This window comes from Pseudomonas sp. LRP2-20, from assembly GCF_024349685.1.
Taxonomy (GTDB): Bacteria; Pseudomonadota; Gammaproteobacteria; order Pseudomonadales; family Pseudomonadaceae; genus Aquipseudomonas.
Genome location: NZ_AP025944.1, coordinates 3,978,267 through 3,999,978, shown reverse-complemented (window position 1 = coordinate 3,999,978; position 21,712 = coordinate 3,978,267). Strand labels below are relative to the sequence as shown.

Below are 21,712 nucleotides of genomic sequence, written 5' to 3'. Positions count from 1 at the left end.
GTGCTGATTAGCGATGTCGCGCTGGTGGTGCCTGCGATCATCCCGGCCTGCGCATCGTTCATTCCTGCCAGTGCCGCCTCACCTCATCTGCCCGAGGTCAGGCATCCAGCGCCAGGCGAGCACCGCGTGCGCCCGAGACGCAGGGGGCGATCCATTCCCCACTGTTGCGCTGGGCCTCGCTGAGGCAGTCGTCACGGTGCAACGGCTCGCCATCGGTGACCCGGCACAGGCAGGCACCGCAGATGCCCATGCCGCAGGAAACAGGCAGCTCCACCCCAGCTCGCGCGGCGGCCTGCACCAGGCTTTCGCCGGCGCGGACTTGAACCTCGCACCCGCTGCGTTGCAGCACCAGGACACAGCTACCGTCAGCCTGGGCTGGCGCCTCGACTGCTTTGAAGTGTTCGCGGTGCAGCGCAGTGGCAGGCCAGCCAAGGGCCAAGGCGGCCTGCTCGACACTTGTCATGAACCCGGCTGGCCCGCAGCAATACACGCTGGCCTCAGGTTGCCAGGCTGGCAGTTGCTCAGCCAGGCACTCGCGAACCTGCGCAGCGCGCAGGCCTGCGAACACTTCAGGTTGCGGCCCCTGGCGCGGGACAAGCGGTGCCTGGTGCACGTGCCGGGTGAAATACAGCAGGCGCACCGCGCGGCCCTGCAGCTGGCAGTGGCGGTACATGGGCAACAGGGGGGTGATGCCGATGCCGGCCGCCACCAGGATCACCGGGCCGGTGCCAGACGCCAGGGCGAACTGGTTGCGTGGCGTGCCGACTTCCACGCAGGCCCCCAAGCGCAGCTGTTCATGCAGCCATTGCGAACCACCCCGCGAAACAGGCTCACGTTTGACAGCCAGGTACAGGTGGCCGTCTTCGGGCAGGCTGATCACCGAGTACTGGCGCACCAGGCCGTTGCCCAGGCGCAGATCGACATGGGCGCCGGCGGCCCAGCTGAAGGGCAAGGGGCCGCCGCCGGGCAGGTCCAGTTCGATACCCAGCACGTCTTCGGCTTCCAGGCGCAGGGCGCGCACGTGCAAGGATACCCAGCTCATGCGCGCACCCCCGCTGCCCGTTGCAGACGCACCACGGCCTCGCGGGCCTGGTGGCCCAGCTCAGTGAGGTCGATACCAGGGAGCGTGTCGTTTTCCACCCGCAGCTGGCCGCCAACCAGCAATGCCCGCAAGGTCGGCCGCCCACCGCCGACCACCGGTGCAATACCCAGGTCATGCAGCCCAAAGTAGCGCGGCTGATCAAGCCGATAGAGCGCCAGGTCAGCCGCCATCCCCACCTGCACTGTACCCACCGCGTCAAGCCCCAGCACCTGGGCGCCACCGGCCGTGCCCCAGCGCACCACGTCCTCCACGCAGGCGACATGCGCGCCGCCTTCGCGTGTGCCTGCGGCATGGCCGGGCAAAGCCCGTTCGCCGCCCTTGGCTCGTTGCATGAGCCAGGCGGCATGGGTTTCGCTGATCATGTCACAGGCTTCGTTGGAAGCTGCCCCGTCCACCCCGATCGAGATCGGCACGCCCGCTGCCTCCAGGGCGACGATATCGGCGATGCCACTGCCCAACCTGGCGTTGCTCTGCGGGCAGTGGGCGACGCCGGTGCCGGTTGCGCCCAGCAGGCGGATTTCCTCGGTATCGAGCTTGACCAGGTGGGCGAACCAGACGTCCGTCCCGAGCCACTCGTGCTCGGAACAGAAGGCCACGGGTGAGCATTGATGGCGGCGCTGCACTTCGTTCTGGTACTCCACCGTCTCACTCAGGTGACTGTGCAGGCGGATCCCCAGCTGGCGGGCAGCGCGGGCCGTTTCACGCAGATGTTCCGGTGGCATCGAGTAGGGCGGGCTGGTCGGTGCCATCACCACGCGGCGCCAGGCGTCGGCGGCGCTGTCGTGGTAGGTGCGCACCAGGCGCCCGACATCGTCCAGGTACTGCTCCAGGGTTTCCGGCCCTGCGCTCGTCGGCCCCTCGGCCTGGCGCACCTGGGTTGCGCCGCCTCGGCACAGCACGAAGCGCAGGCCCAGCCGCTGGGCTTCCTCGAACAGAATCTGCGCGCTGTCGAAGGCCATGCCTGGCAGGTAGAGGTAATGATGGTCGGCGACCGTACTGCAACCGGAGCGGGCCAGTTCCACCAGGCCGATGCGCGCGGCCAGGCGGAAGCTGTGCTCGTCGAACAGCCCGCGGTAGCGATAGGGGACAGCAGCCAGCCATGCCCCGAGGTTCTGGTCGATGCCTGCCGGGATGCCCTTGAGCAGCGACTGGAACAGATGGTGGTGGGTGTTCACCCAGCCTGGGTAGACCACGCAGTCGGTCGCATCGAGCACCTGCTCGCCGGGTTGTGGCTGCAAGGCGCCAAGGGCCGTGATGCGCCCGTGGCTGATGCGGATATCGGGCCCGGCATGGCGCGCTGCTGCGCCACGCAGGCCGGTGAGAATGGCGCTGGCGTTACGGATCAGCCAGCTGTCGGAATACGTCATGTGAGTCTCCAAGGGCCTAAACCAGTTCACTTTCGTGCCAGTGACGCAGGCTCAGGCGAGCCAGTAGGGCCATCAGGCTGAACAGCGCGACGCCAGTCAGGGCGATCAGCACCAGGGCGGCGAACAAGCGCGGGATGTTGAGCTGAAAGCCCGCTTGCAGGATCTGGTACGCCAGCCCCGCGCTGCTGCCACCGGTGCCGGCCACGAACTCGGCCACCACCGCGCCGATCAGTGCCAGGCCGCTGGCAATCCGCAGGCCGGCGAAGAAACACGGCAAGGCACTGGGGATGCGCAGGCGCAGCAGCACCTGCCAGCGGCTGGCGCGGTTCAGGCGGAACAGGTTGAGCAGCCCGGGGTTGACGCTGCGCAGCCCCAGCACGGTATTGGCGATGATCGGAAACACTGCCACCAGGGTGGCGCAAATCACCAGCGCCAGTGTCGTGTCGCTGCACCAGATGATGATCAGCGGTGCAATGGCCACCACCGGCGTCACCTGCAGCAAGATGGCGTAGGGGAACAGGCAGGCCTCGACCAGGCGGCTCTGCACGAAGACGAACGCCGCCAGGGTACCGATGATCACGGCGAGGGCGAACGAGAGGAAGGTGATCTTCAGGGTCATCCACAGCGCGCCCAGCAACATCGGGCCATCACTGATCAGCGTTCGGGCGATGTCGGCCGGCGAGGGCACCAGGTAGACCGGCACCTGCCAGGCAATACATGCCAATTGCCAGAGACCCAGCAGCACGGCGCCAACCAGCAATGGCGAAGCGATGCGCAATACGGTGGGGTTGTGTAGCCAGGGAGCGGGAAGTCGGTTCATGGCGGAGCTCTCAGCAGTGCTCGCTGTTGGCCTGGGCCAGCAGCCGGGACAGGTGGGCGCATTGGGCGATGAAGGCCGGCGAGGTGCGGTAGGCCTCGTCGCGTTCCAGCGGGCCATCGATGGCGACATCGGCGATCACCCGGCCGGGGCGGGCGCCCATCACCACCACGCGCGACGACAGGTACACCGCCTCGAAGATGCTATGGGTGACGAAGACCACCGTCAGGTCGCGCTCTGCCCAGAGGCGGCGCAGGTCGGTGTCGAGCTTGTTGCGGGTGAACTCATCAAGCGCACCAAACGGCTCGTCCATCAGCAGCAGGTTGGGCTCGGTGGCCAGCGCCCGGGCAATCGATGCGCGCATCTGCATGCCGCCCGATAGCTCGCGCGGGTAAACCCCGCCGAATGCACCCAGGCCCACCTGTTCCAGCGCTGCCTGCACCTTGGCCTGGCTGTGGGCCCGGGGCACACCGGCCAGGTCCAGAGGCAGCCGTACGTTGTCTTGCACCTTGGCCCAAGGCATCAAGGTGGCTTCCTGGAACACCATCGCCAGGCGCTGGCTTGCTCCGCCCGCTTGTGGGTCACGCTCCTGGGCCTCCTTGCCCCACCAGCGCACATGGCCGGCAGAGGGTTGTTCCAGGCCCGCGAACATCTTCAACAAGGTGCTTTTGCCGCAACCCGAAGGGCCCAGCAACGAGACGAACTCGCCGCGCTGGATCGCCAACCTGACGCGGCGCAAGGCGTGGGTGCCATTGCTGTAGGTCTTTTCAACCTGGTTGGCGAACAGCGGGGTCTCGGCGCTTATGACATCGGCAGGCAAGTTTGCCTGTGGGCGGGCGTCGGCTTCGGGCAAGGTCTGTATCAACATGGGCGCTTTCCCATTTGGCTATGAGCGGTGGCAGATGCCCCGGCGCACCGGGGCGCTGAACGGCTGTCAGTGGCTGGCGAACACTTCGCTTTCGCCATGGGCTTCGAGCAAGCCCAGCAATTGCCGGCGAATCACCAGCCCGGGCTTGTCCGAGGGCATGTGCAGCTCGACGCGCCGACGGGTATCGACACAGGCATCGGGGTCGGTGGCCTCGAGAATGTCGCGGTCTTCGGCGGTGATCGCTGCGTCCCAGTCGATCAGCGCCTGGGTCGAGCATTGAGCTTCGCTGTCGTTGCGGTACAGCCACTGCACCAGCATCAGGCGCCCATCGTCGATCGGCGTGGCGCAGTTGTAGATGATGTGATGGATGCCGCTGTCCGGGTACATGCAGCCAAAGCGTCGCGAAAATGGCAGGTAATAGCGGTTGACCAGGTGGCGTTCGGTGATCGGTGCGCGGCTGCCGGTGATGGCGAAGCTTGCCTCAGGGTTGCGGATTGGCACGCGGGTCTCGGCTTCGAAGCCGTAGTCGGTTTCGCGGAACTCGTAGCTGGCCGGTTGCGGCTGGTCGAACAAACCGAAATTGGCCTTGTGCACAAAGGAGAAGTGCGAGTTGTCGAATGAATTTTCCATGACCCGAAGCGGGCTGGTTTTCCATTCTTCGTAGAACTGGAAGATGCGCCGGTAGCCGGGTGCGCCGTCCTCGGGGAAGTCGGGTATTGGCTGCAGCGGATCGTCCAGGGCCACCCAGGCATAGCCATAGCGCTCCTGGCAGTGATAGGCCTTGACGGCGGCACCCGCTGGGATCGCACCTGTCGGGTTCTGCGGGATCTTCACGCATGCGCCGCTGCAGTCGTATTCCCAGCCGTGGTAGCCGCAGGCGATGTTGCCGTCTTCGCTGACGAAGCCTTTGGATAGCCTGGCGGTGCGATGGCAGCAGCGGTCGCGCATCGCCACCGGGGTGCCATCGGGGCGTTTCCACAGCACCAGGGCTTCACCCAGCAGGGTGAAGGGTTTTGGCCCATCGTCCAGCGCGGACATCGGCAGAAGGGCGTACCAGAAACGGCGCAATACAGGTTGTTTGGTGACCAACATGATTCGGCTCCTTGCAGTTGGAAGTGACGGGCCGGGTTAGCGGCTGGCGGTGCTGGGCAGCACGCTGAGGTCTTGTACGAAGCGTGTGGTGTAGGCCTTCTGCCAGGGCGCGGTGGCGCCGAGCAGGCCGGCCTCGACCATGAAGTCGCGGGTGGCTTGCCAGCGGGCGTCGCTCATGGTGCCGATGCCTCGGGTAGCCGCATCGCCTCGGGTCAGCAACTGGTGTTGCTTGAGGGTCGAGACGCCCCAGGCCAGCAGCTCATCGCTCATGTTGGGGTTGTCGCGCTTGATCAGCGCATTGCCTGGGGCGGGGTTTTCCAGATAGCGCTGCCAGCCCTCCAGCGAGGCCCGCACGAACGCGGCCACGCGCTGTGGGTGTTGCTCGATGATGTCCTGGCGGGTGGCTATGGTGGAGCCATAAGGCGGGTAACCGGCATCGGCGAACAGAAAGAAGTTGGGTTTCTGACCGGCCTTGATGGCCTGAAACAGCTCCGAACTGGCGTAGGCCTGCTGGGTAGTGTCAGGGCCTGCGAGGAACGGTTGCAGGTTGAAGGTGTAGGGGCGCGCCTGGTTGTCCTTGAGCTGGTATTTGCCTTTGAGCCAAGGCCACCAGGTTTGCTGGCCGGAGGTGGACACCAGCACCTGCTTGTCTTGCAGGCGGTCCAGGCCGCTGATGTCCGCGTGGGTCATCAGGCCTTGCGGGTCGCCCTGAAACGGGGCGGCCACCGCTACCACCGGCAGGCCTTGCTCTACGCTCTTGAGAATCTGCAGGTCGTAATTGACGATGAAGTCGGCCTGTTTGCTGACCAGCAACTGCATGCCGTTGACCTGGGGGCCACCCATGCGGATGGTCACGTCCAGGCCTTCGCGCTGGTACAGCCCCTCTGCCAGGGCCTGGTAGAAGCCACCCTGTTCGGCCTGGGCGTACCAGGAAGTCAGCAGCACGACTTTGTCGCCGGCCATGGCCAGGGGTGCGCCGGCGAGCAGCGCACCGAGCCCTGTCAGCAGCGAGCGAAGCGGTCGAGTCAAGCCAAAGCGGTTTTTCATGATTGTTCTCCACCTCGATTCGAAATCCGTCGGGGGGCCAGGTCAGCCCCTCGGCGAGAAGACCGAGTGGAGAAGCGACGCAACTGGAGAAGGGCGAGCGTTCACGGCTGACACTGCTCTCTTGCCCAGGGCCCAAAGGCCGCGCGCAAACATCCACTCGGATGTACGCCCGTTCAGGGGCGCAAGAGCAATGTCCCATGCCTGATCAAGGCACTGACCGCTTCTACTCGAAAGTCTGTAAAGCCAGAAGCGTGCCAGTTCCTGCAAGCCACCCAGCGCCATGGCAGATGGCAGCTTGCAGGGTGCTGCCGGGGCAGGGCAGTGTGCCGCGACGGTGCATGTTGGTGCCTGCCGGCGCCATTAAGGTGCTCAATGTGAGTGCCGGATGGTATTCATTAGGTTGCCCAATTGGTCACAATAGTTGCGGTTCGCTGTATTCGATCGACTGGCACGCGCCCTGCAAGGGCATGCCCGAGTAGAAGCGGTCAGTGCCTTGATAAGGCATGGGACATTGCTCTGGCGGCGTCACGCCGCACACCCGGCAAGGGTGGCACCATGCGCAGTTGCGTGGTCAGAGGCGAGGTCTGTCCGCTGTCCCTTGCCGGTGAACTTCACCGACCTCGACCCAAGGGATGCCCATGAAACTCAACCCACTCGCCTGGTTCTGCCACAGCCTCCTGCCGCTCTGCACGCTGGCAAGTGCCAGTGCCCAGTCCGCCCCGCTGATGTGGAGCGACAACAGCCTCAGCTACCTCTATGGCCACAACTACAAGGTCGATGGCACCGGTAACGACATTCAGCAGACCATCACCTTCGAACATGCCAGCGGTTGGACGTGGGGGGATGTGTTTCTGTTCGTCGACAACAAATGGTCGAACGGATTGTCCGGCAGCGAGGGGTATACGTATTACGGGGAGTTCTCTCCGCGGCTGTCGCTGGGCAAGATCAGCGGGCAGAACCTGCGCTACGGTGTGATCAAGGATGTGCTGATCGCGGCGACCTACGAGCGCGGCGAGGGGCGCATTCGCCGATACCTGCTGGGGCCTGCAGTGGACCTGCAACTGCCAGGTTTCGATCGCTTCTCGCTCAATACCTACTATCGCAAGCCCGATGGCATCACCGGCAAGGCATCGGGGCAGTGGCAAATCAACCCGACCTGGGCCATGACTCTTCCGCTGGGGCGTTCGGACATTCTCTTCGACGGTTACCTGGAATGGTATGTGAATGACGTCGGTCGCAAGGGCACCTCGAACTATGTGGCCAAGAGTTTTCACTTCAACCCGCAGATCAAGTACGACGTCGGCAAGGCGTTGGGGTACACGGCCAAGCGGTTTTACGCCGGTGTGGAGTGGGACTACTGGTCAGACAAATATGGGATCGAGGACAGCCATGGGTTCCCGACCGATCAGAATGCGCTGAGTGTATTGCTCAAGGCGCATTTTTGAGCCTGCCAGGCTGAACTGACGACCCGTAGCCGCCGCTGGCAAGTGGAAGTGACCGCAAGGGTGGCGGCGGCACGTGGAGCGCTCAGAGCAGAATATAGTCGCTGTATTGCCGTAAGCCGCCATGGGTGCCTTCCATCAGGTGCACGTAGCGGCCGTTCACCCAGTCGATCGGCAAGCAGTCGTCGACATCCAGCACCGTATCGGTATGCGGCTTGAGCCAGCTTGCCTGCAGGCGTTGTTTGCCCAGTTGCCTGGCCTCGGCCTTATCCCTGGCCACCACCAGCAGGTAGCGGTGAGCCTCGCCAAATGTCCTGTCCTCGTAGCCGCCAAGGTTGATGAAGAACAGGCGGGGCTCGTCCGGGCCCGGCGCCACGTCACTGAACTCGACACGGTACCGGTCAATACCGTCGACCTCCATCCATGAGTCGATGTGCAGGCCTGGGCGGCTGCCGAACCAGGCCTGGCACAGTTGCGGGTAGGCCTGGTCAAGGGAGTCAGCCTGCACGAACACCACATCGTGTACTTCGATGCTGGCCCGTGGATGGCGACCACCGAGCATGACTATGTACAGCATGAGCAATTCCTTCCAGTTCCGCTTTGCGTCGTCCGTTACCCGTTGGCCGACAGGAGCGAACCGACTATTGAAATCTATACAAGGCGATATAATATCTGTACAAAATACAATTGTTGTACAGTATTTTTGGCGTGATCGAGGTCAGTATGGCGCACTCTGCTGCGCAGATGACGACATCCCTGATCAACCGCTCGAGTTGTGAAGAGGGTTCCGATCACCCTGTTCTCCGCCGCCTGCCCGAGGGGCACACCATGAACCTGATCGCGCTCACTCAATTGATCTCTACCGGCGAGGCAAAGGAACTTGAACTGCTCTCCCTGGAGGGGGGCTTCTACCTGCTTCGCGCCTTGACCGACGCTGGCCCTTTGACATTGAACGATGCCCATGGGCAGCCCGTTCGTGTGCGCTCCACGACCGAACTGCGGCAGGTGCTGGCAGACCTGCCCCCGGTGCCTTGCATGCTGGTTCAGCAGGTGGTGCACGATGAGATGTGCGGGCAACGTGACGGCCCCATTGCGCCGCTGCGTCTGCCGATATCGCTCACCCGCCAGTGGTAGCCAGAACGATGCGCCTGGGCCTGGTGCTGGGTGACCAGCTGTCGTTCGACTTGGCAAGCCTGGCCACGCTTGACCCTGCCCGCGATGCTGTTCTGATGGCGGAAGTGGAGAGTGAGGCCCGGTACGTGCCGCATCACCCGCTCAAGATCGTTCTCATCTTCAGCGCCATGCGCCACTTTGCCCAGGCCCTGCGTGAGCGGGGTTGGCAAGTGCATTATGTCGAGCTCGACGCTGACGGCAACAGCGGTAGCATCGTTGGCGAGTTGCGTCGCTGGCAGCAGGCCTTGGGCGCCACGCACATTCACCTCACCGAGTGCGGCGAGTGGCGCTTGGAGCAGGCTTTGCGCGACGCCGCATTGCCCCTTGTGTGGCATCGGGATACGCGTTTTCTGTGCTCGCGCGAAGCCTTCGCGCGCTGGGCCCACGAGCGACGCCAGCTGCGCATGGAGCACTTCTACCGAGGCATGCGCAAGCGAACCGGCCTGCTCATGGAGCCCGACGGCAGTCCGGCAGGTGGGGCCTGGAATTTTGATGGCGAGAATCGCAAGTCGTTACCTGGCCAGTTGCGCGGGCCGTTCGCTGCGCATTTCGCCCAGGACGGCATCACGGCAGCGGTGATCGCCCTGGTACGTCAGCGCTTCAGCGACCACTACGGGGCCATCGACGGCTTCGACTACCCCGTGACCCATGGCGAGGCACAACAGCTCTGGCAGCATTTTCTGGACTTCGGCCTGGCGGCTTTCGGTGACTACCAGGACGCCATGGCCGAAGGCGAGCCGTATCTGTTCCACGCGCGCATCAGTGCGGCGCTGAACATCGGGCTTCTGGACGTGCGTTGTCTGTGCCAGGAGGTCGACAGGGCTTGGCGCGAAGGGCGGGTACCGCTCAATGCAGCCGAAGGTTTCATTCGCCAGTTGATCGGCTGGCGCGAATATGTGCGGGGCATTTATTGGCTGCGCATGCCGGAGTATGCCGGGCTCAATTACCTGGGCAACGAGCGCGCGTTGCCGCAATTCTACTGGACCGGGCGCACCCGCATGCGCTGCATGGAGCAGGCTATCGGGCAAACCCTGCGGTTGGGGTACGCTCACCATATCCAGCGGTTGATGGTTACCGGCAACTTCGCCTTGCTGGCCGGTATCGTGCCTGGCGCGATCTGCGAGTGGTACCTGGCGGTCTACATGGATGCCTTCGACTGGGTCGAACTGCCCAACACGCTAGGCATGGTCATGCATGCCGATGGCGGCTATCTGGGGTCCAAGCCCTATTGCGCCAGTGGTCGTTATATCCAGCGCATGTCCAATCATTGCAAGGCTTGCAGCTACAGGGTCGACCAGGTGATCGAGGAAGATGCCTGCCCGTTCAATGCCTTGTACTGGCATTTTCTTATTCGCCATCGCTCACTGCTTTCGGCTAACCCGCGCCTGGCGCTGGTCTATCGTAGCCTCGATGGGATGTCGGCCAGCCGCCGCGATGCGGTGTGGCAGCGTGGCCAGTCACTGTTGGCGCGGCTCGATGCCGAGCAAGTGGTATGAAAAAGAGCCATCTGCCCAGCAAGGTCTGCGTGGTGTGCGGCCGGCCGTTCAACTGGCGCAAGCGCTGGGCGCGCTGTTGGGAGCAGGTGCGCTACTGCTCCGAGCGATGCCGCAGGTCAGCGCCACGCCGCAAGGCGCCAGAGCAGGCGTAGGGCGAAGGCCCGTATCGGCACCCGTAGCAGGCCTGTTTCCATCGCGCCCGGTTTAGTCAGCGCTCGGCCTGCCCCAGTTGTCGGCGCAATTCAGCCACTTCAGCCTCTAGCTCGCGTACCTTTTCCTCAGCGAAAATCTGTGCTGTGACGTCGCGCTGGATACCGATGTAGTACGTCAGCTGATCCGCCTCGTTGCGCACGGGCGTGATGGACAACTCGTTCCAGAACAGGCTCCCGTCCTTGCGATAGTTGCGCAGCACCTGGCGGCAGGGGTTGCCTTCGCGGATCGCCTCGCGGACGGCTGCAAGGCCCTCTTGGTCATGATCCTTGCCCTGAAGAAAACGGCAGTCCTGATAGAGGATGTCGTCGGCGCAGTAGCCGGTCAGCCGTTCGAACGCGGGGTTGGCGTAGATAAGGATGCTGTCGTCGCCTTCCTGCTCGGCGACGACGATGCCATCGTTTGAATGCTCGACCATCAGTTGCAGGAGTTTCGCGTTGATCATAGGGCCCACCTACAGGCGTTTCGTATGCGATAGGCGCAGCGTAGCTTCTGTACAGAAGGCTCAGGCGCCGTAAGTTGCATGATGAACCAAGGAGGCTCGTCGCAGAAGGTGCATATGGGTTTAGAATGTTCTTCCATCTGGAAACCCCTTCGTGATGACTGACGCCACCCCACCCGATTTGCTACCCATGCGCGATGTGGTCAGCTTGACCGGCGTCAACCCGGTGACCTTGCGTGCCTGGGAGCGGCGCCATGGATTGCTCAGCCCGCAGCGCACCGAGGGCGGCCATCGCCTGTATACGGCGCGAGATGTCCAGCGCATACGCGACATCTTGCATTGGACCGGCAACGGCGTGCCGATCAGCAAAGTCGGCGACAGGCTCGCAGGCCAGCCTGAGGTGTCTGCCCAGCAGCGTTCTGCCTTTGACCAATGGCGCGCCGCCGTGGAATCCGCATCCAAGGCATTCGATGTTCAGGCACTGGAAGGCATCCATGGTCAGTTGTTCACACTCTTTCCCAAGGCCACCGTGCTGCGAGACGTGCTGATGCCGGTGTGGCATGACTTGGCTTCAGGGGCGGCGCCAGGTCAGCGTAGCCAGTGGTTGTTTCTCGACACGTTCTTGCGCGCCCGCTTGCTGCTGCGTCTGCAGATGAACCAGGTCGACGCGCCGCGGGTGTTGCTTGCCGCTGCCGAGGGCCAGGCCGAACTCAAGGTGTTGTGCACAGGGCTTCTGTTGAGCAGCGAGCAACAGCGTATCGAAGTGCTCGGTTGCGGGCAGCCGCTGGAAGAGCTCCCGATGGTGTGTGCGGCCATGCAGCCTGCGGCGCTGGTGATAAAAGTTCAGGCGCCGGTAAGCCCCACCTTGATCAGGCGCTTGCGTGCGTTGCAGATGGCGATCGTGTGTCCGTTGGCCTTGATAGGCGACGGGCTGGCCGATTCACAACCCGCCTTGAGTGGCACCGCGCTGTTCCTGCTGGACGAGGGCGGCGCTGACGCCGCGCGCATGCTGAACGCCTTGCACCGTGGTGCGCTTGACCTTTGACCCAAGTCAGGTTCCGGCCAGTTCTTGCACCAGACGCTGTTTGAGCTCGTGCAGGCGTGCGCTGTCTCGTCGGCGTGGATGGGGCAGGGAGATGCTGATGTCTTCCTTTATCCTGCCAGGCTGCGCATCCATCACGATCACCCGGTCACCCAGGTAGAGCGCCTCTTCGATGTCATGGGTCACCATGATCACGGTGCAGCGCTCCTGTACCCAGATGCGTTGCAGCTCCTGCTGCAAACGCACCCGGGTCAAGGCATCCAGCGCGCCGAGCGGTTCGTCCAGCAACAGCACCTTGGGCTTGTTCACCAGTGCCCGGGCAATTGCCGCGCGCTGGGCCATGCCGCCAGACAGCTGGTGCGGATAGGCCTGCTCGTAACCGCCCAGGCCCACCAGTTCGATATGCTCGGCCACCAGCCGGTTCTTTTCAGCTGTTGGCAACCTATGGTTCTTCAAGGCCAGGGCAATGTTCTGCTGCAGGGTCATCCACGGGAACAGGCGGTGGTCCTGGAACACGATGCCGCGCTCAAGGCCCGGCCCGCGCAGCGCCTGCTGGTCCAGCAGGATCTGCCCCTGGTAATCCTGGTCAAGGCCGACGATCAGCCGCAGCAAGGTCGACTTGCCGCAGCCGCTGGCGCCGAGAATGCTGACGAACTCGCCGGGGCGAATGTCCAGGTCGATGCCTTCGAGTACCGGCACCGGCTTGCCCTTGAGCGGGTAGGTCTTGCTCAGGCCGCGGATGGTCAGGGCGCCAGGGCTGGCGCTGGTGGGTAAGGCATGGGCGATAGCGTTCATGATAGGGCCTTTCAACGGGTGGGCTGCCAGCGCAGCAGGCGGCGGGTAAGCAAGGAACACAGCCAGGACATCAGGTAGCCGCACAGGCCGATACACAGCACGCAGACCACGATGATCTCCATGCGCGCCGCGGCCTCGGCGTTCATCATCAGGCTGCCAAGGCCAGCCCCGGCGGACAGGAACAACTCGCTGCCTACCGAGGTTACCCAGGCAAAGGCCAGCGCTTGCAAGACGCCGGCGGCAATGCCTGGCAACGCCGCCGGCAGCAGGATCAGCCACAGTTGCTGCCAACGGCTGAGCATCAATACTCGCGCGGCTTCACGGTGCGGGCCGGCGACCTGGCGCAGGCTTTCAAAGGTGTTCAGCACCATCGGGTACAACGCCGCCAGGCTGACGATCAGCAGCTTGGCGCCTTCACCGTTACCCAGCCACAGGGCAATCAACGGGATCCAGCCCAGCATCGGCACCTGGCGCATGGCATGGAACAGCGGCGCGATCAGGCGGTTGGCCGGTACGGACAGGGCCATCAGCGCCCCCAGGCCGACACCGCCGACGATGCCGATGGCGAGGCCGCTGCAGGTGCGCAACAGGCTCGCCCACAGGTTGACCAGCAACTCGCCGCTGGCCAGCAGTTCGGCCAGTGCGCTACCTACCTGCGCCAGCGGTACGAAGGCATAGGCGCCAGTCGCGCCCTGGCGCGAGGCGTATTCCCAGGCACCGAGCAGCAACAGCGGTAACACCAGGCTACGCACATTCTGCAGTTTCATCGCATCCTCCTCAGCGGCTTTGCCAGGCAGACAGGCGCCGCTCCACACGGCGCAGGGTGAAATCCAGGCAGAAACCGATCAGCCCGGTCAGCACCACGCCGACCATCACTACATCGATGCGCAGCATCTGCCGGCCCATCTCGATCATCTGCCCCAGGCCGCTGTCGGCCGCCAGCAGTTCGCAGGCCACCAGCACCACCCAGGCACGGGTGAGGGCCACGCGGATACCGGTGACAATGGCCGGGACCGCGGCGGGCAGGGCAATCCGGCCTACCAGGGTGGGCCAGCGCAGGCGGTACACCGCTGCCACTTCGAAATGACTGCGCGGGATCGCGCGGATGCCTTCGCAGGTGGCCAGCGCCACCGGGAAGAACGCGGTCTTGGCGACGATCACCACCTTGAAGGTTTCGTCGACGCCGAACAGCAGCACGAACATCGGGATCAGCGCAATGCTCGGCACCTGGCGCAGGGTATGGAACAGCGGCGCGCAGTAAGCCTCCACGGTTTTCGACAGGGCCAGTGCCGCGCCAAAGGCCAGGCCGGCCAGTGCGCCACTGCTAAAGCCCAGGGCCAGCCGCGACAGGCTGCCGGCCAGGTGCTCCTGCAGCTCGCCGCTGGCCAGCAGGTCGGTGAGGCTGCGCCACACTTCCAGCGGCGGGATCAGCAGGTTGGCCGGAAACAGTCCGGCATTGGCCACCACGGCCCAGAGGGTGAGCAGGGCCAGGGGTGAGATGAACCAGGTAAGGGACGAGAGCACGCGCATGGCTGGCCTTGGAAGAGCAGAGGGTAACGGCTTATCGCAAGAGCTGTGCCAGGCGGCGCAGGCCCTGGATTACAGGGCTGCAGGGAGGCGGGTGGTGCTGGGGAAGCAGCGGGGTGTTGCTGCAGCAGCAGTCGGTCAGCAGTGTCGGTGTTGGCGGCTTCGCGGGTTTGCCCGAGAAGCCGCCCACTCGTTTTCAGATCAGAAATCGTAACTCACACTGGTGTAGTAGAACGCCCCCTGCGCCCCCTCCGGGCTGGTAATGGAGTATTTCGGCACGCCATACAGCTGCGCGCCCTTGAGCTTGTCCGGGTGGCTGTCGAACAGGTTGATCGCGCCCGCCGACAAGGTCAGGCCCAGGTCGAAGTGGTACGACACGTCCAGGTCGGTAACCCACTGCGGGCTGAAGGTCTGGTCCAGGGCGGGGTTGGCGGCGTTGCGGTTCTGCCACTCGCCATAACGGCGCTGGGCCACGGTGACGCTCCAGCCGTCATACAGCCAGTTGGCGCTGAGGGTCAGCTTGTCCTTGGGCGTGCCGTCTTCGATCAGGCCCTGGGTGTTGCGGCCGATGATCTGGTTGCCGGGGATGTTGCCCACGTCGTCCAGGCCGGTGATGCGGGTGTTGTTGCGCGCATAGCCGCCATTGAAGTCCACGCGCCCCCAGCGGCCCACGTCCAGCTGGTAATGGCCGGCCAGCTCGAAGCCGTCGGTGCGGGTGTCGGCGATGTTGGTGTAGAACGCCGCGCTCTGGATGTTGGCGTAGGGCGTGCCGGCGAAGATCGGGCCGACCACCGATGCGGGCAACTGGTCGGACAGGGTGATGCGGTTGTCGATGTCGATGCGGTAGGCGTCGAGTGTGACCGAGGCGTTGGGCAGTGGCTGCCAGACCAGGCCCACGGAGAAGTTGGTCGACTCTTCCGGTTTCAGCGCCTTGCCGCCGAGCAAGGCTGCCTCTGGGCTGTCGGCGCGCAGGGTGCGCTGCTGCACCTCGACCCAGTTGCCACTGCCCGGTGGCTGTTCCACCACCTGCACGCTGAATGACGACAACCCGCTCTGCACCAGCGAGGGCGCGCGGTAGCCGGTGCTGGCGCTGGCCCGTGCGGCAATTTGCGGGGTGAAGTCGTAACGCAGCGACAGCTTGCCGTTGGTGGTGTCGCCAAAGTCCGAGTAATGCTCGCTGCGCACCGCCACGCCGGCCTGGAATTTCTCGGTCAGCTGGGCTTCGACATCGAAGTAGGCACCGATCACGCGGCGGTCCAGCGACACCGCATCGACCTGGGTGATCCCCGAGTAGTAACCAGGAATGCGTCGGCCCGTAATGGGGTCGATGGTGTTGAACAGCGGCCCGTTGGACCAGCCGGCAGCGTCGCCCTCGCTGAGGTCGTAGTTTTCCTGGCGCCAGGCCAGCCCGGCGGACACGGTCAATGGCTTGAACAGCCACTCGTTGGCGAAGTCGCGGGTCCAGTCCAGGGTCAGGTTGGTCTGGTCTGCTTCGCGGCGGCCGGTATAGATGGTCGACGGGCTGATGGTGCCCCAACTGGGGTTGATGGCGTTGCGGTCGGTGGAGTCGACGCGGTTGTTACCGTAGTTCAGTGCCAGGTCGAAGTTGCCCAGAGTGTCGTTTTCAAAGCGCAGGCCACCGGTGACGGCATAGTCTTCCAGGCCGTAGCGGGTGACTGGCAGACGGCCGTCCTGGTAGCGCGCCAGGGCTACGCTGCCATAGTTGCTGCGCAGGGTGGTGGGTGGGTCGAAGAAGTTTTCGGCGTCGGTGTTCTTGTGGGCGTAGGTCGCGAAACCATAGGCGCTCAGGCCCTCGCTCAAGCCCATTTCGGCGTTGGCGGTGAAGTTGTACTGGTCCGAGACATTGCCCGAGCCCCAGCGCCAGTTGCGGTAGCGGTTGTTCTGCTCGCGCGGTGTGTTGATGCTGGTGGAGCCGGGGTAGAAGAGGCGGTTGTCGTCACGGGTATCGCTGGCGGGGTCCTGGCTGCCGGCGTCGAAGGCCAGGGTCAGGAAGCCGTCGTTGGGCAGGGCAAAACCCTTCCAGCCGCTGAACTTGCGCTGCAGGCCGTCGCCTTTCTTGTAGCCCCCGAAGCGGTAGCCGGCGTTGCCGCCTTCGTCGCGCTCCTTGAGCACGATGTTGATCACCCCGGCGATGGCATCCGAGCCGTACTGGGCGGCGGCGCCGTCGCGCAGGATTTCCACCCGTTCGATGGCCGACAGCGGGATCAGGCTGAGGTCCACTGCTGCTGCGCCCCGGGCGTTGACCAGGCCCTGGCGGGTGACGTTGGCGCTGGTATGGCGGCGCTTGCCGTTGACCAGCACCAGTACCTGGTCCGAAGCCAGGCCGCGCAGCGAGGCGCCTTGGGCGATGGAGCCGGCAAACGCACCTTGCGGCGACTGTGGGAAGCTGAAGGAGGGCGACAGCGCGGTAAGCGCGGCGGACAGGTCGCTGGCACCGGTTTGCTGGAGTTTTTCGCCGCTCAGCACATCGACCGGGGCGGCGCTTTGCAGGGCGGTGACGTCGCTGCGATGGGTGCCGACCACGACAACGGTGTCGAGGCGGTCGTTGGGTTCGGCGGCGAATGCGGGCACGGCAAGGCCGGCGATGGCCAGGGCGATGGCGCTGGCCAAGGCGGTGGGATGGGGCATGGAGTATTCCTTTTATGCAGCGTGATGCTTTGGGGCTGCTGCACAGCAGCCCCAATGGCTTGATAATCAGAACCGGCTGGTAACGCTGAGCCCGACGGTGCGCGGGTCGCCGTAGGTGATCACGTACTGCCCGGCGGTGCCGTTGGGCCGGCCGTGCACCTGGTAGCGGCGGTCGGTGAGGTTGTTGACGAAGCCTGTCACGCTCAGCTTGTCGTCATGGCTGAACCAGCTCAGGCGGGCGTTGGCCAGGGTGTAGTGGGGTTGGCTGAGGGTGGAATCGACGCTGCTCTGACGGTCGGCCAGGAAGTACTCTTTGTCACGGAAGCTCACGTCGCCGCCGGCCACCAGCTTGCCGCCCACTTCCAGCGGGATGGTGTAGTCCGCACCCAGCGACACCACGTTGCGCGGCGAACGCACGAAGCTGTTGCCGCTGTAGTCGCCGGTCACTGCGCCGGTGGTGGGGTTGGTGTTCTTGAAGTCGGTGTATTCGGTGTCCAGGAACGATACCGCTGCGCGCAGGTGCAGGCGTTCGGTCGGTTGGCCCTCGATTTCAAGTTCCGCGCCCTTGACCTTGCCCTTGGCGCCGTTGGTCAGTGCGGTGGTGAGCACGCCATTGTTCACCGTCAGCAGGTTCACCTGGATGTCGGAGTAGTCGTAGTAGAAGATGTTCGCGTTGACCGTCAGGCGGCGGTCGAACCACTCCGACTTCAGCCCCAGCTCGTAGGCGTCCAGCTTTTCCGGGTCGACCGTGGTCAACTGCGCCAGGCTGGTCGACAGCCCGGTGTTGAAGCCGCCCGAGCGGAAGCCGTGGGCGTAGCGGAAGAACACCCGCAGGTTGTCGTTGATGCGGTATTCAGGCGTCAGGTCGTAAGTCCAGGCTTCCCAGGTCTTGTCTTCCTGGCGGTTGCCGTTGGTGCCTGCTCCGGCCAATGGGATCAGCGGGCCACTGGCCGTGGCACGGGTCAGCTGCACCAGGTCCAGGTCGATGTCCTTTTTCTCCTGTGTCCAGCGCAGGCCGCCGGTGACGCTGAAGTCATCGGTGAAGTCGTAGGTCAGGTTGCCGAACAGGGCGTAGCTGTCGGTGCGGTGATCGTAGCCCAGGTCGCGGAGCGCGGTGGTGCCCACCTGGTTCGAGCCGGTACCGTTGGGGGTCGGTCCCGGCGTGACGATACGCTGCGCAGAGCTGTCCAGGTCTTCATGGAAGTAGTGGGTGCCCACCAGCCAGTGCAGAGGGCGGTCTTCCGGCGAGGCCAGGCGCAGCTCCTGCGACCACTGGCGGTAGCTGTTGTCGGTGATGGCCGCGCCGTTGACCTCGTAGGGGGTGTAGTCGGCATCGCTGGTCGAGCGGTTGCGGATGTAGTCGTAGGCGCTGATCGAGGTCAAGGTGTAGTCGCCCAGGTACCAGTTGAAGGTCAGCGAGGCGCCGTCGTGGTCCAGGCGATAGTCTTCATTGACGTTCAACGAGATGTCGCGCCCGTGCGGGCGTTCGTAGCCGACGTTGTAGTAGCGGCCCACCGGCAGCGAGCCGTTGCTGCCGTCGCCCTTGAACTGGCGGCTGTGCAGCTTGAGCAGGGCGTCCAGGTCAGGGTTGAGCTGGGCCAGGAACTGCAGGCGGATGGCCTTCTTGTTCACGTCGCCGTAGGTGTTGCCATCGAAGTCGTTGTTCTGGAAACCGTCGCGCTCCTCGGAGTACAGCGCTACCCGCCCAGCCAGTTTTTCATCCACCAGCGCACCACCGATGGCACCGGTGACGATGCGCTCGTTCTTGGTACCGAAGCCGACCGTGCCGTAGCCGTCGGTGTCGAAGGTCGGCTTTTTCGAGATCACGTTGACCGCGCCGGCCGTGGTGTTCTTGCCATACAGGGTGCCTTGCGGGCCACGCAGGATTTCGATGCGTTCCAGGTCGAACAGCGGCCCACCACCGGCGATGGGCGCGTTGAGGTACACGTCATCGGCGTAGATGCCCACCGGGTAGACCGTCGCCGCGCCGGTGTCGCCGGTGCCCAGGCCGCGGATGTACCAGCGCGGGCGACCGTCGCCGTCGGGGTTCTTGGCCGAGGCGTTGGGCACGAAGGTGGTGATGTCGCCCATCGCGCGCACCCCGTCGGCGGTGATGCTGGTGCCCTTGATGGCCGACACGGCGACCGGGACTTCCTGCAAGGTTTGTTCGCGGTGCTGGGCGGTGACGGTGACGGTTTCCAGGGCCGGTTCGTTCTTGTTGTCTTCGTTGGCGGCGATGGCCTGGGTGCCGGTGCCGGCCAGCAGCAGCGCAAGGCTGATCTGGCGAGCGAGTGGATGACGTTGGTGCATGGTGGATCTCCCCGTATGTAAAGCGTTGTTGGGGAGGGCTAGAGCAGGGACTGTGCCACATTGCTAACTAATTGATTTGTATGGATTTAATGCCTGAGCTTGGACAGTCTTGCAGGTTGGGCAGCAGTGGGGTGCTGGGCGGGTGCTGCTGGGGCAGCAATGGGGTGGCAGAAATGGCTGGGGCTGCTGCTCAGCAGCCCCAACATCTTAAACGGCCAAGCGCGAGGTCGAGCCGATCACATTCTCCAGCACGCGAAAATCAATCCACTCCCGCACATCAAAGCGCCGAGGTATGAACCCCCACCTGAACAGGAATTCGGTAAAGTCCTGCAGCGCCTCGATCGAGCGGCTGTCCAGCGTCGTGCGCAACCGCCGGTGCGCATCGTCGCCATACGCCGCCGCTACCCAGTACTCGCTGGTGTTGAGCTCACGCGCCAGAAAGCGCCGAGTCTCTTCGGGGTTGGCCCAGGCCCATTGCTCGGTGCGCAGTACCGTGTCGACCAGCGTGCGGCTGGCCTCGAAGTGGTTCTCCAGCAAGTGCCGGTCGACGGTCAGCGTGCGCGGCGTGCCGTTGTTGCTGCGGATCAGTGGGTCGGGGTGGCTGCCGGTGTCCACCACCACGCGCAGGCCGAACTCATGGGCCAGGTGTACCGCATGGGCGCCCTTGAGGAAGATGGCGTCGATGTCGCCACGCAGCAGGCCGATCAGCTCATTGTTGCGGCGGCTGAAGCGGCTGGTGTCCAGGCTCACTTCGGCGCCATACAGGTGCTGCTTGGCATCGTCGCTGTAGGTGCCGCCGTAGGGGTAGTCGACCAGCTCCACATCGGCCACCGCCAGGCCCTCGAGCTTCAGGGCGTTTTCCAGCCCGCGCAGGGCCTGGGCACGGGTGAAGTCGATCTGCACATTGGCCCACTTGGGCAAGCCGAAGCGGCGGTTCTTCAAGTCGCGGATACTGCGTACACCACTTTCTTCGGTGGTGAGGATCAACTGCACCTCATCGCTCCACGACAGCCCCAGCACGCGGGTCTCGACGCCGCTGGCGTAGGCCCAGATCGCCGGGATGTTGCCGCCGTGGCGCACCGAGTTCTGCAGGTGGTGGTCGTAGTGGGCCTCGCGCACCTCGCGTTCGCTGGACTCGCGCAGCGACTGGATATTGGTGCCGAATGGCGCAAAGGCCTCGGCCAGGCGCCCCGACTGCACGGCAATGCCGAGGCCGGTGGGCACCGGGCTGTGGGTGTACCAGAGGGTTTCCAGGGGCTTGGTCATGGGGTAACGGGTTTCCTGTCCATGGGGGTGGGGGCCAGCAGCTGGTCCAGGGGTTGGCGGGCGATCCAGTCGCGCACCTCGAAGCGCGCCGGAATGAAGCGCCAGCGTTCGAGGAACTCGACAAAATCCTGCAAGGCCACGATGGCCTGCTCGTCCAGGCGGGTGCTCAGGCGCAGGTGGGCGTCATTGCCATAGGCCACTTGCACCCAGTACTCGCTGCTGTTGGTTTCCCGCGCCAGGTAGCGGCGGGTTTCATCCGGGTGCTGGTGCGCCCAGCGCTCGGCGCGCAGCACCGAACCGAGCAGGGTGCGTACCACCTGTGGGTGCTGCGCCAGCAGGTGGCTGTCCACCGCCAGGGTGCGTGGTGTGCCGTTGTTGCTGCGGATCAGTGGGTCGGGGTGGCTGCCGGTATCGATCACCGTGTGCAGGGCAAAGGCGTGGGCCAGTTGCACGGCGCTGGCACCCTTGAGGAAGATGGCGTCCACTTCGCCGCGCAGCAGGCCAGCCAGCTCCAGGTTGCGGCCTTCGCTCTGGGTGCTGGACACCGGTGTGCCGGCCACGTTGCGTACTGGGCGGTCGCTGAAGGTACCGTCGTATCGGTAGTTGACCAGCGCCACGTCGCCCACTTGCAGCCCTTCGAGCTTCAAGGCGTTTTCCAGCCCGCGCAGGGCCTGGGCACGGGTGAAGTCGATCTGCGCGGCGGCCCAGTCAGGCAGGCCGAAGCGCCGGCCCTTGAGGTCTTTCACGCTGTGGATGCCGCTGTCCGGCCGGGTCAGGATCAACTGCGCCTCATCGGCCCACGACAGGCCGATCACGCGGGTTTCGCGGCCCTGGGCGCGGGCCCAGATGGCCGGGATGCTGCCGCCATGGCGTACCGAGTTGAGCAGGCTGTGGTCGAAGTGCGATTCGCGCACCGCCTGCTGGTCGGCTTCGCGCAGCGATTGCACCTGGGTGCCGAGGCTGGCCAGGTCGTCTTGCAGCCAGCCTTGCTGCACGGCAATGCCCAGGCCGGTGGGCACCGGACAGCGGGTGTACCACAGGGTATCGAGGGGTTGGCTCATGTTCGG

The 21,712-nt window shown here is 64.5% G+C and carries 20 protein-coding genes; 5 read left to right on the top strand and 15 right to left on the bottom strand.

All coding sequences use genetic code 11. The features are described 5' to 3' along the window. Positions 1-97: 97 nt before the first annotated feature. The 6 genes from OCX61_RS17935 to OCX61_RS17910 all read right to left on the bottom strand — a co-directional run bounded on the left by OCX61_RS17935 (position 98) and on the right by OCX61_RS17910 (position 6,293). Positions 98-1,042 (bottom strand): PDR/VanB family oxidoreductase, encoded by a 945-nt coding sequence (locus tag OCX61_RS17935; protein WP_261940728.1) that lies wholly within the window; start codon positions 1,040-1,042, stop codon positions 98-100. Next, positions 1,039-2,469, bottom strand: a complete 1,431-nt coding sequence (locus OCX61_RS17930; RefSeq protein ID WP_261940727.1) for an amidohydrolase family protein — start codon at positions 2,467-2,469, stop codon at positions 1,039-1,041. Before OCX61_RS17930 ends, OCX61_RS17935 begins: the two co-directional genes overlap by 4 nt. Positions 2,470-2,485: 16 nt before the next feature. Then, the gene (locus OCX61_RS17925) at positions 2,486-3,214 is read right to left on the bottom strand and encodes an ABC transporter permease (RefSeq protein ID WP_315973282.1); all 729 of its coding nucleotides are present in this window, start codon (positions 3,212-3,214) and stop codon (positions 2,486-2,488) included. An 85-nt stretch (positions 3,215-3,299) separates the two neighbouring features. Next, complete coding sequence (locus OCX61_RS17920) at positions 3,300-4,154, bottom strand: ABC transporter ATP-binding protein (protein WP_261940725.1); 855 nt, start codon at positions 4,152-4,154, stop codon at positions 3,300-3,302. 66 nt (positions 4,155-4,220) lie between these two features. Continuing rightward, positions 4,221-5,246 carry an aromatic ring-hydroxylating dioxygenase subunit alpha gene (locus OCX61_RS17915; RefSeq protein WP_261940724.1) on the bottom strand — a complete coding sequence of 342 codons (1,026 nt, stop codon included), beginning with the start codon at positions 5,244-5,246 and terminating at the stop codon, positions 4,221-4,223. A gap of 36 nt (positions 5,247-5,282) precedes the next feature. Continuing rightward, on the bottom strand, positions 5,283-6,293 hold the full coding sequence (locus OCX61_RS17910) for an ABC transporter substrate-binding protein (protein WP_261940723.1): 1,011 nt from the start codon (positions 6,291-6,293) through the stop codon (positions 5,283-5,285). A gap of 638 nt (positions 6,294-6,931) precedes the next feature. On the opposite strand from OCX61_RS17910, the gene OCX61_RS17905 reads away from it, so the two are divergent. Continuing rightward, positions 6,932-7,738, top strand: a complete 807-nt coding sequence (locus tag OCX61_RS17905) for an outer membrane protein OmpK (RefSeq protein ID WP_261940722.1) — start codon at positions 6,932-6,934, stop codon at positions 7,736-7,738. Between the two features lie 82 nt (positions 7,739-7,820). On the opposite strand, the gene OCX61_RS17900 is transcribed toward OCX61_RS17905, so the two are convergent. Continuing rightward, complete coding sequence (locus tag OCX61_RS17900; protein ID WP_261940721.1) at positions 7,821-8,312, bottom strand: DUF1543 domain-containing protein; 492 nt, start codon at positions 8,310-8,312, stop codon at positions 7,821-7,823. A gap of 251 nt (positions 8,313-8,563) precedes the next feature. Here OCX61_RS17900 and OCX61_RS17895 point away from each other — a divergent pair, with 251 nt between their 5' ends. Genes OCX61_RS17895 through OCX61_RS17885 form a run of 3 tightly spaced genes read left to right on the top strand, consistent with a single transcriptional unit; the run spans position 8,564 to position 10,556 of the window. Then, a complete protein-coding gene (locus tag OCX61_RS17895) occupies positions 8,564-8,869 on the top strand; it encodes a DUF6482 family protein (protein ID WP_261944334.1) in 306 nt (101 codons plus the stop codon). An 8-nt stretch (positions 8,870-8,877) separates the two neighbouring features. Then, positions 8,878-10,404, top strand: coding sequence for a cryptochrome/photolyase family protein (locus OCX61_RS17890; protein WP_261940720.1), 1,527 nt, complete (start codon positions 8,878-8,880; stop codon positions 10,402-10,404). Then, positions 10,401-10,556 (top strand): DUF2256 domain-containing protein, encoded by a 156-nt coding sequence (locus tag OCX61_RS17885; RefSeq protein WP_261940719.1) that lies wholly within the window; start codon positions 10,401-10,403, stop codon positions 10,554-10,556. The genes OCX61_RS17890 and OCX61_RS17885 overlap by 4 nt, the downstream gene beginning before the upstream one ends. Positions 10,557-10,612: 56 nt before the next feature. On the opposite strand, the gene OCX61_RS17880 is transcribed toward OCX61_RS17885, so the two are convergent. Further along, a complete protein-coding gene (locus OCX61_RS17880) occupies positions 10,613-11,059 on the bottom strand; it encodes a PAS domain-containing protein (RefSeq protein ID WP_261940718.1) in 447 nt (148 codons plus the stop codon). A gap of 154 nt (positions 11,060-11,213) precedes the next feature. On the opposite strand from OCX61_RS17880, the gene OCX61_RS17875 reads away from it, so the two are divergent. After that, positions 11,214-12,101, top strand: a complete 888-nt coding sequence (locus OCX61_RS17875; RefSeq protein ID WP_261940717.1) for a MerR family transcriptional regulator — start codon at positions 11,214-11,216, stop codon at positions 12,099-12,101. Positions 12,102-12,107: 6 nt separating this feature from the next. Here the strand turns inward: OCX61_RS17875 and OCX61_RS17870 are convergent, their stop codons facing one another. From OCX61_RS17870 to OCX61_RS17840, 7 genes are all read right to left on the bottom strand, one after another. Beyond that, a complete protein-coding gene (locus OCX61_RS17870) occupies positions 12,108-12,893 on the bottom strand; it encodes an ABC transporter ATP-binding protein (RefSeq protein WP_261940716.1) in 786 nt (261 codons plus the stop codon). A gap of 11 nt (positions 12,894-12,904) precedes the next feature. After that, on the bottom strand, positions 12,905-13,660 hold the full coding sequence (locus tag OCX61_RS17865) for an ABC transporter permease (RefSeq protein WP_261940715.1): 756 nt from the start codon (positions 13,658-13,660) through the stop codon (positions 12,905-12,907). A 10-nt stretch (positions 13,661-13,670) separates the two neighbouring features. Continuing rightward, a complete protein-coding gene (locus OCX61_RS17860; protein ID WP_261940714.1) occupies positions 13,671-14,423 on the bottom strand; it encodes an ABC transporter permease in 753 nt (250 codons plus the stop codon). Positions 14,424-14,621: 198 nt separating this feature from the next. Further along, positions 14,622-17,069: a TonB-dependent receptor plug domain-containing protein gene (locus OCX61_RS17855; protein WP_261940713.1), complete on the bottom strand. Its 2,448-nt coding sequence runs from the start codon at positions 17,067-17,069 to the stop codon at positions 14,622-14,624. A gap of 66 nt (positions 17,070-17,135) precedes the next feature. Then, positions 17,136-19,379 (bottom strand): TonB-dependent receptor, encoded by a 2,244-nt coding sequence (locus OCX61_RS17850; RefSeq protein WP_261940712.1) that lies wholly within the window; start codon positions 19,377-19,379, stop codon positions 17,136-17,138. 207 nt (positions 19,380-19,586) lie between these two features. Beyond that, the gene (locus OCX61_RS17845) at positions 19,587-20,645 is read right to left on the bottom strand and encodes an ABC transporter substrate-binding protein (protein WP_261940711.1); all 1,059 of its coding nucleotides are present in this window, start codon (positions 20,643-20,645) and stop codon (positions 19,587-19,589) included. Further along, positions 20,642-21,706 carry an ABC transporter substrate-binding protein gene (locus tag OCX61_RS17840; protein WP_261940710.1) on the bottom strand — a complete coding sequence of 355 codons (1,065 nt, stop codon included), beginning with the start codon at positions 21,704-21,706 and terminating at the stop codon, positions 20,642-20,644. Before OCX61_RS17840 ends, OCX61_RS17845 begins: the two co-directional genes overlap by 4 nt. Between the last annotated feature and the right edge of the window lie 6 nt (positions 21,707-21,712).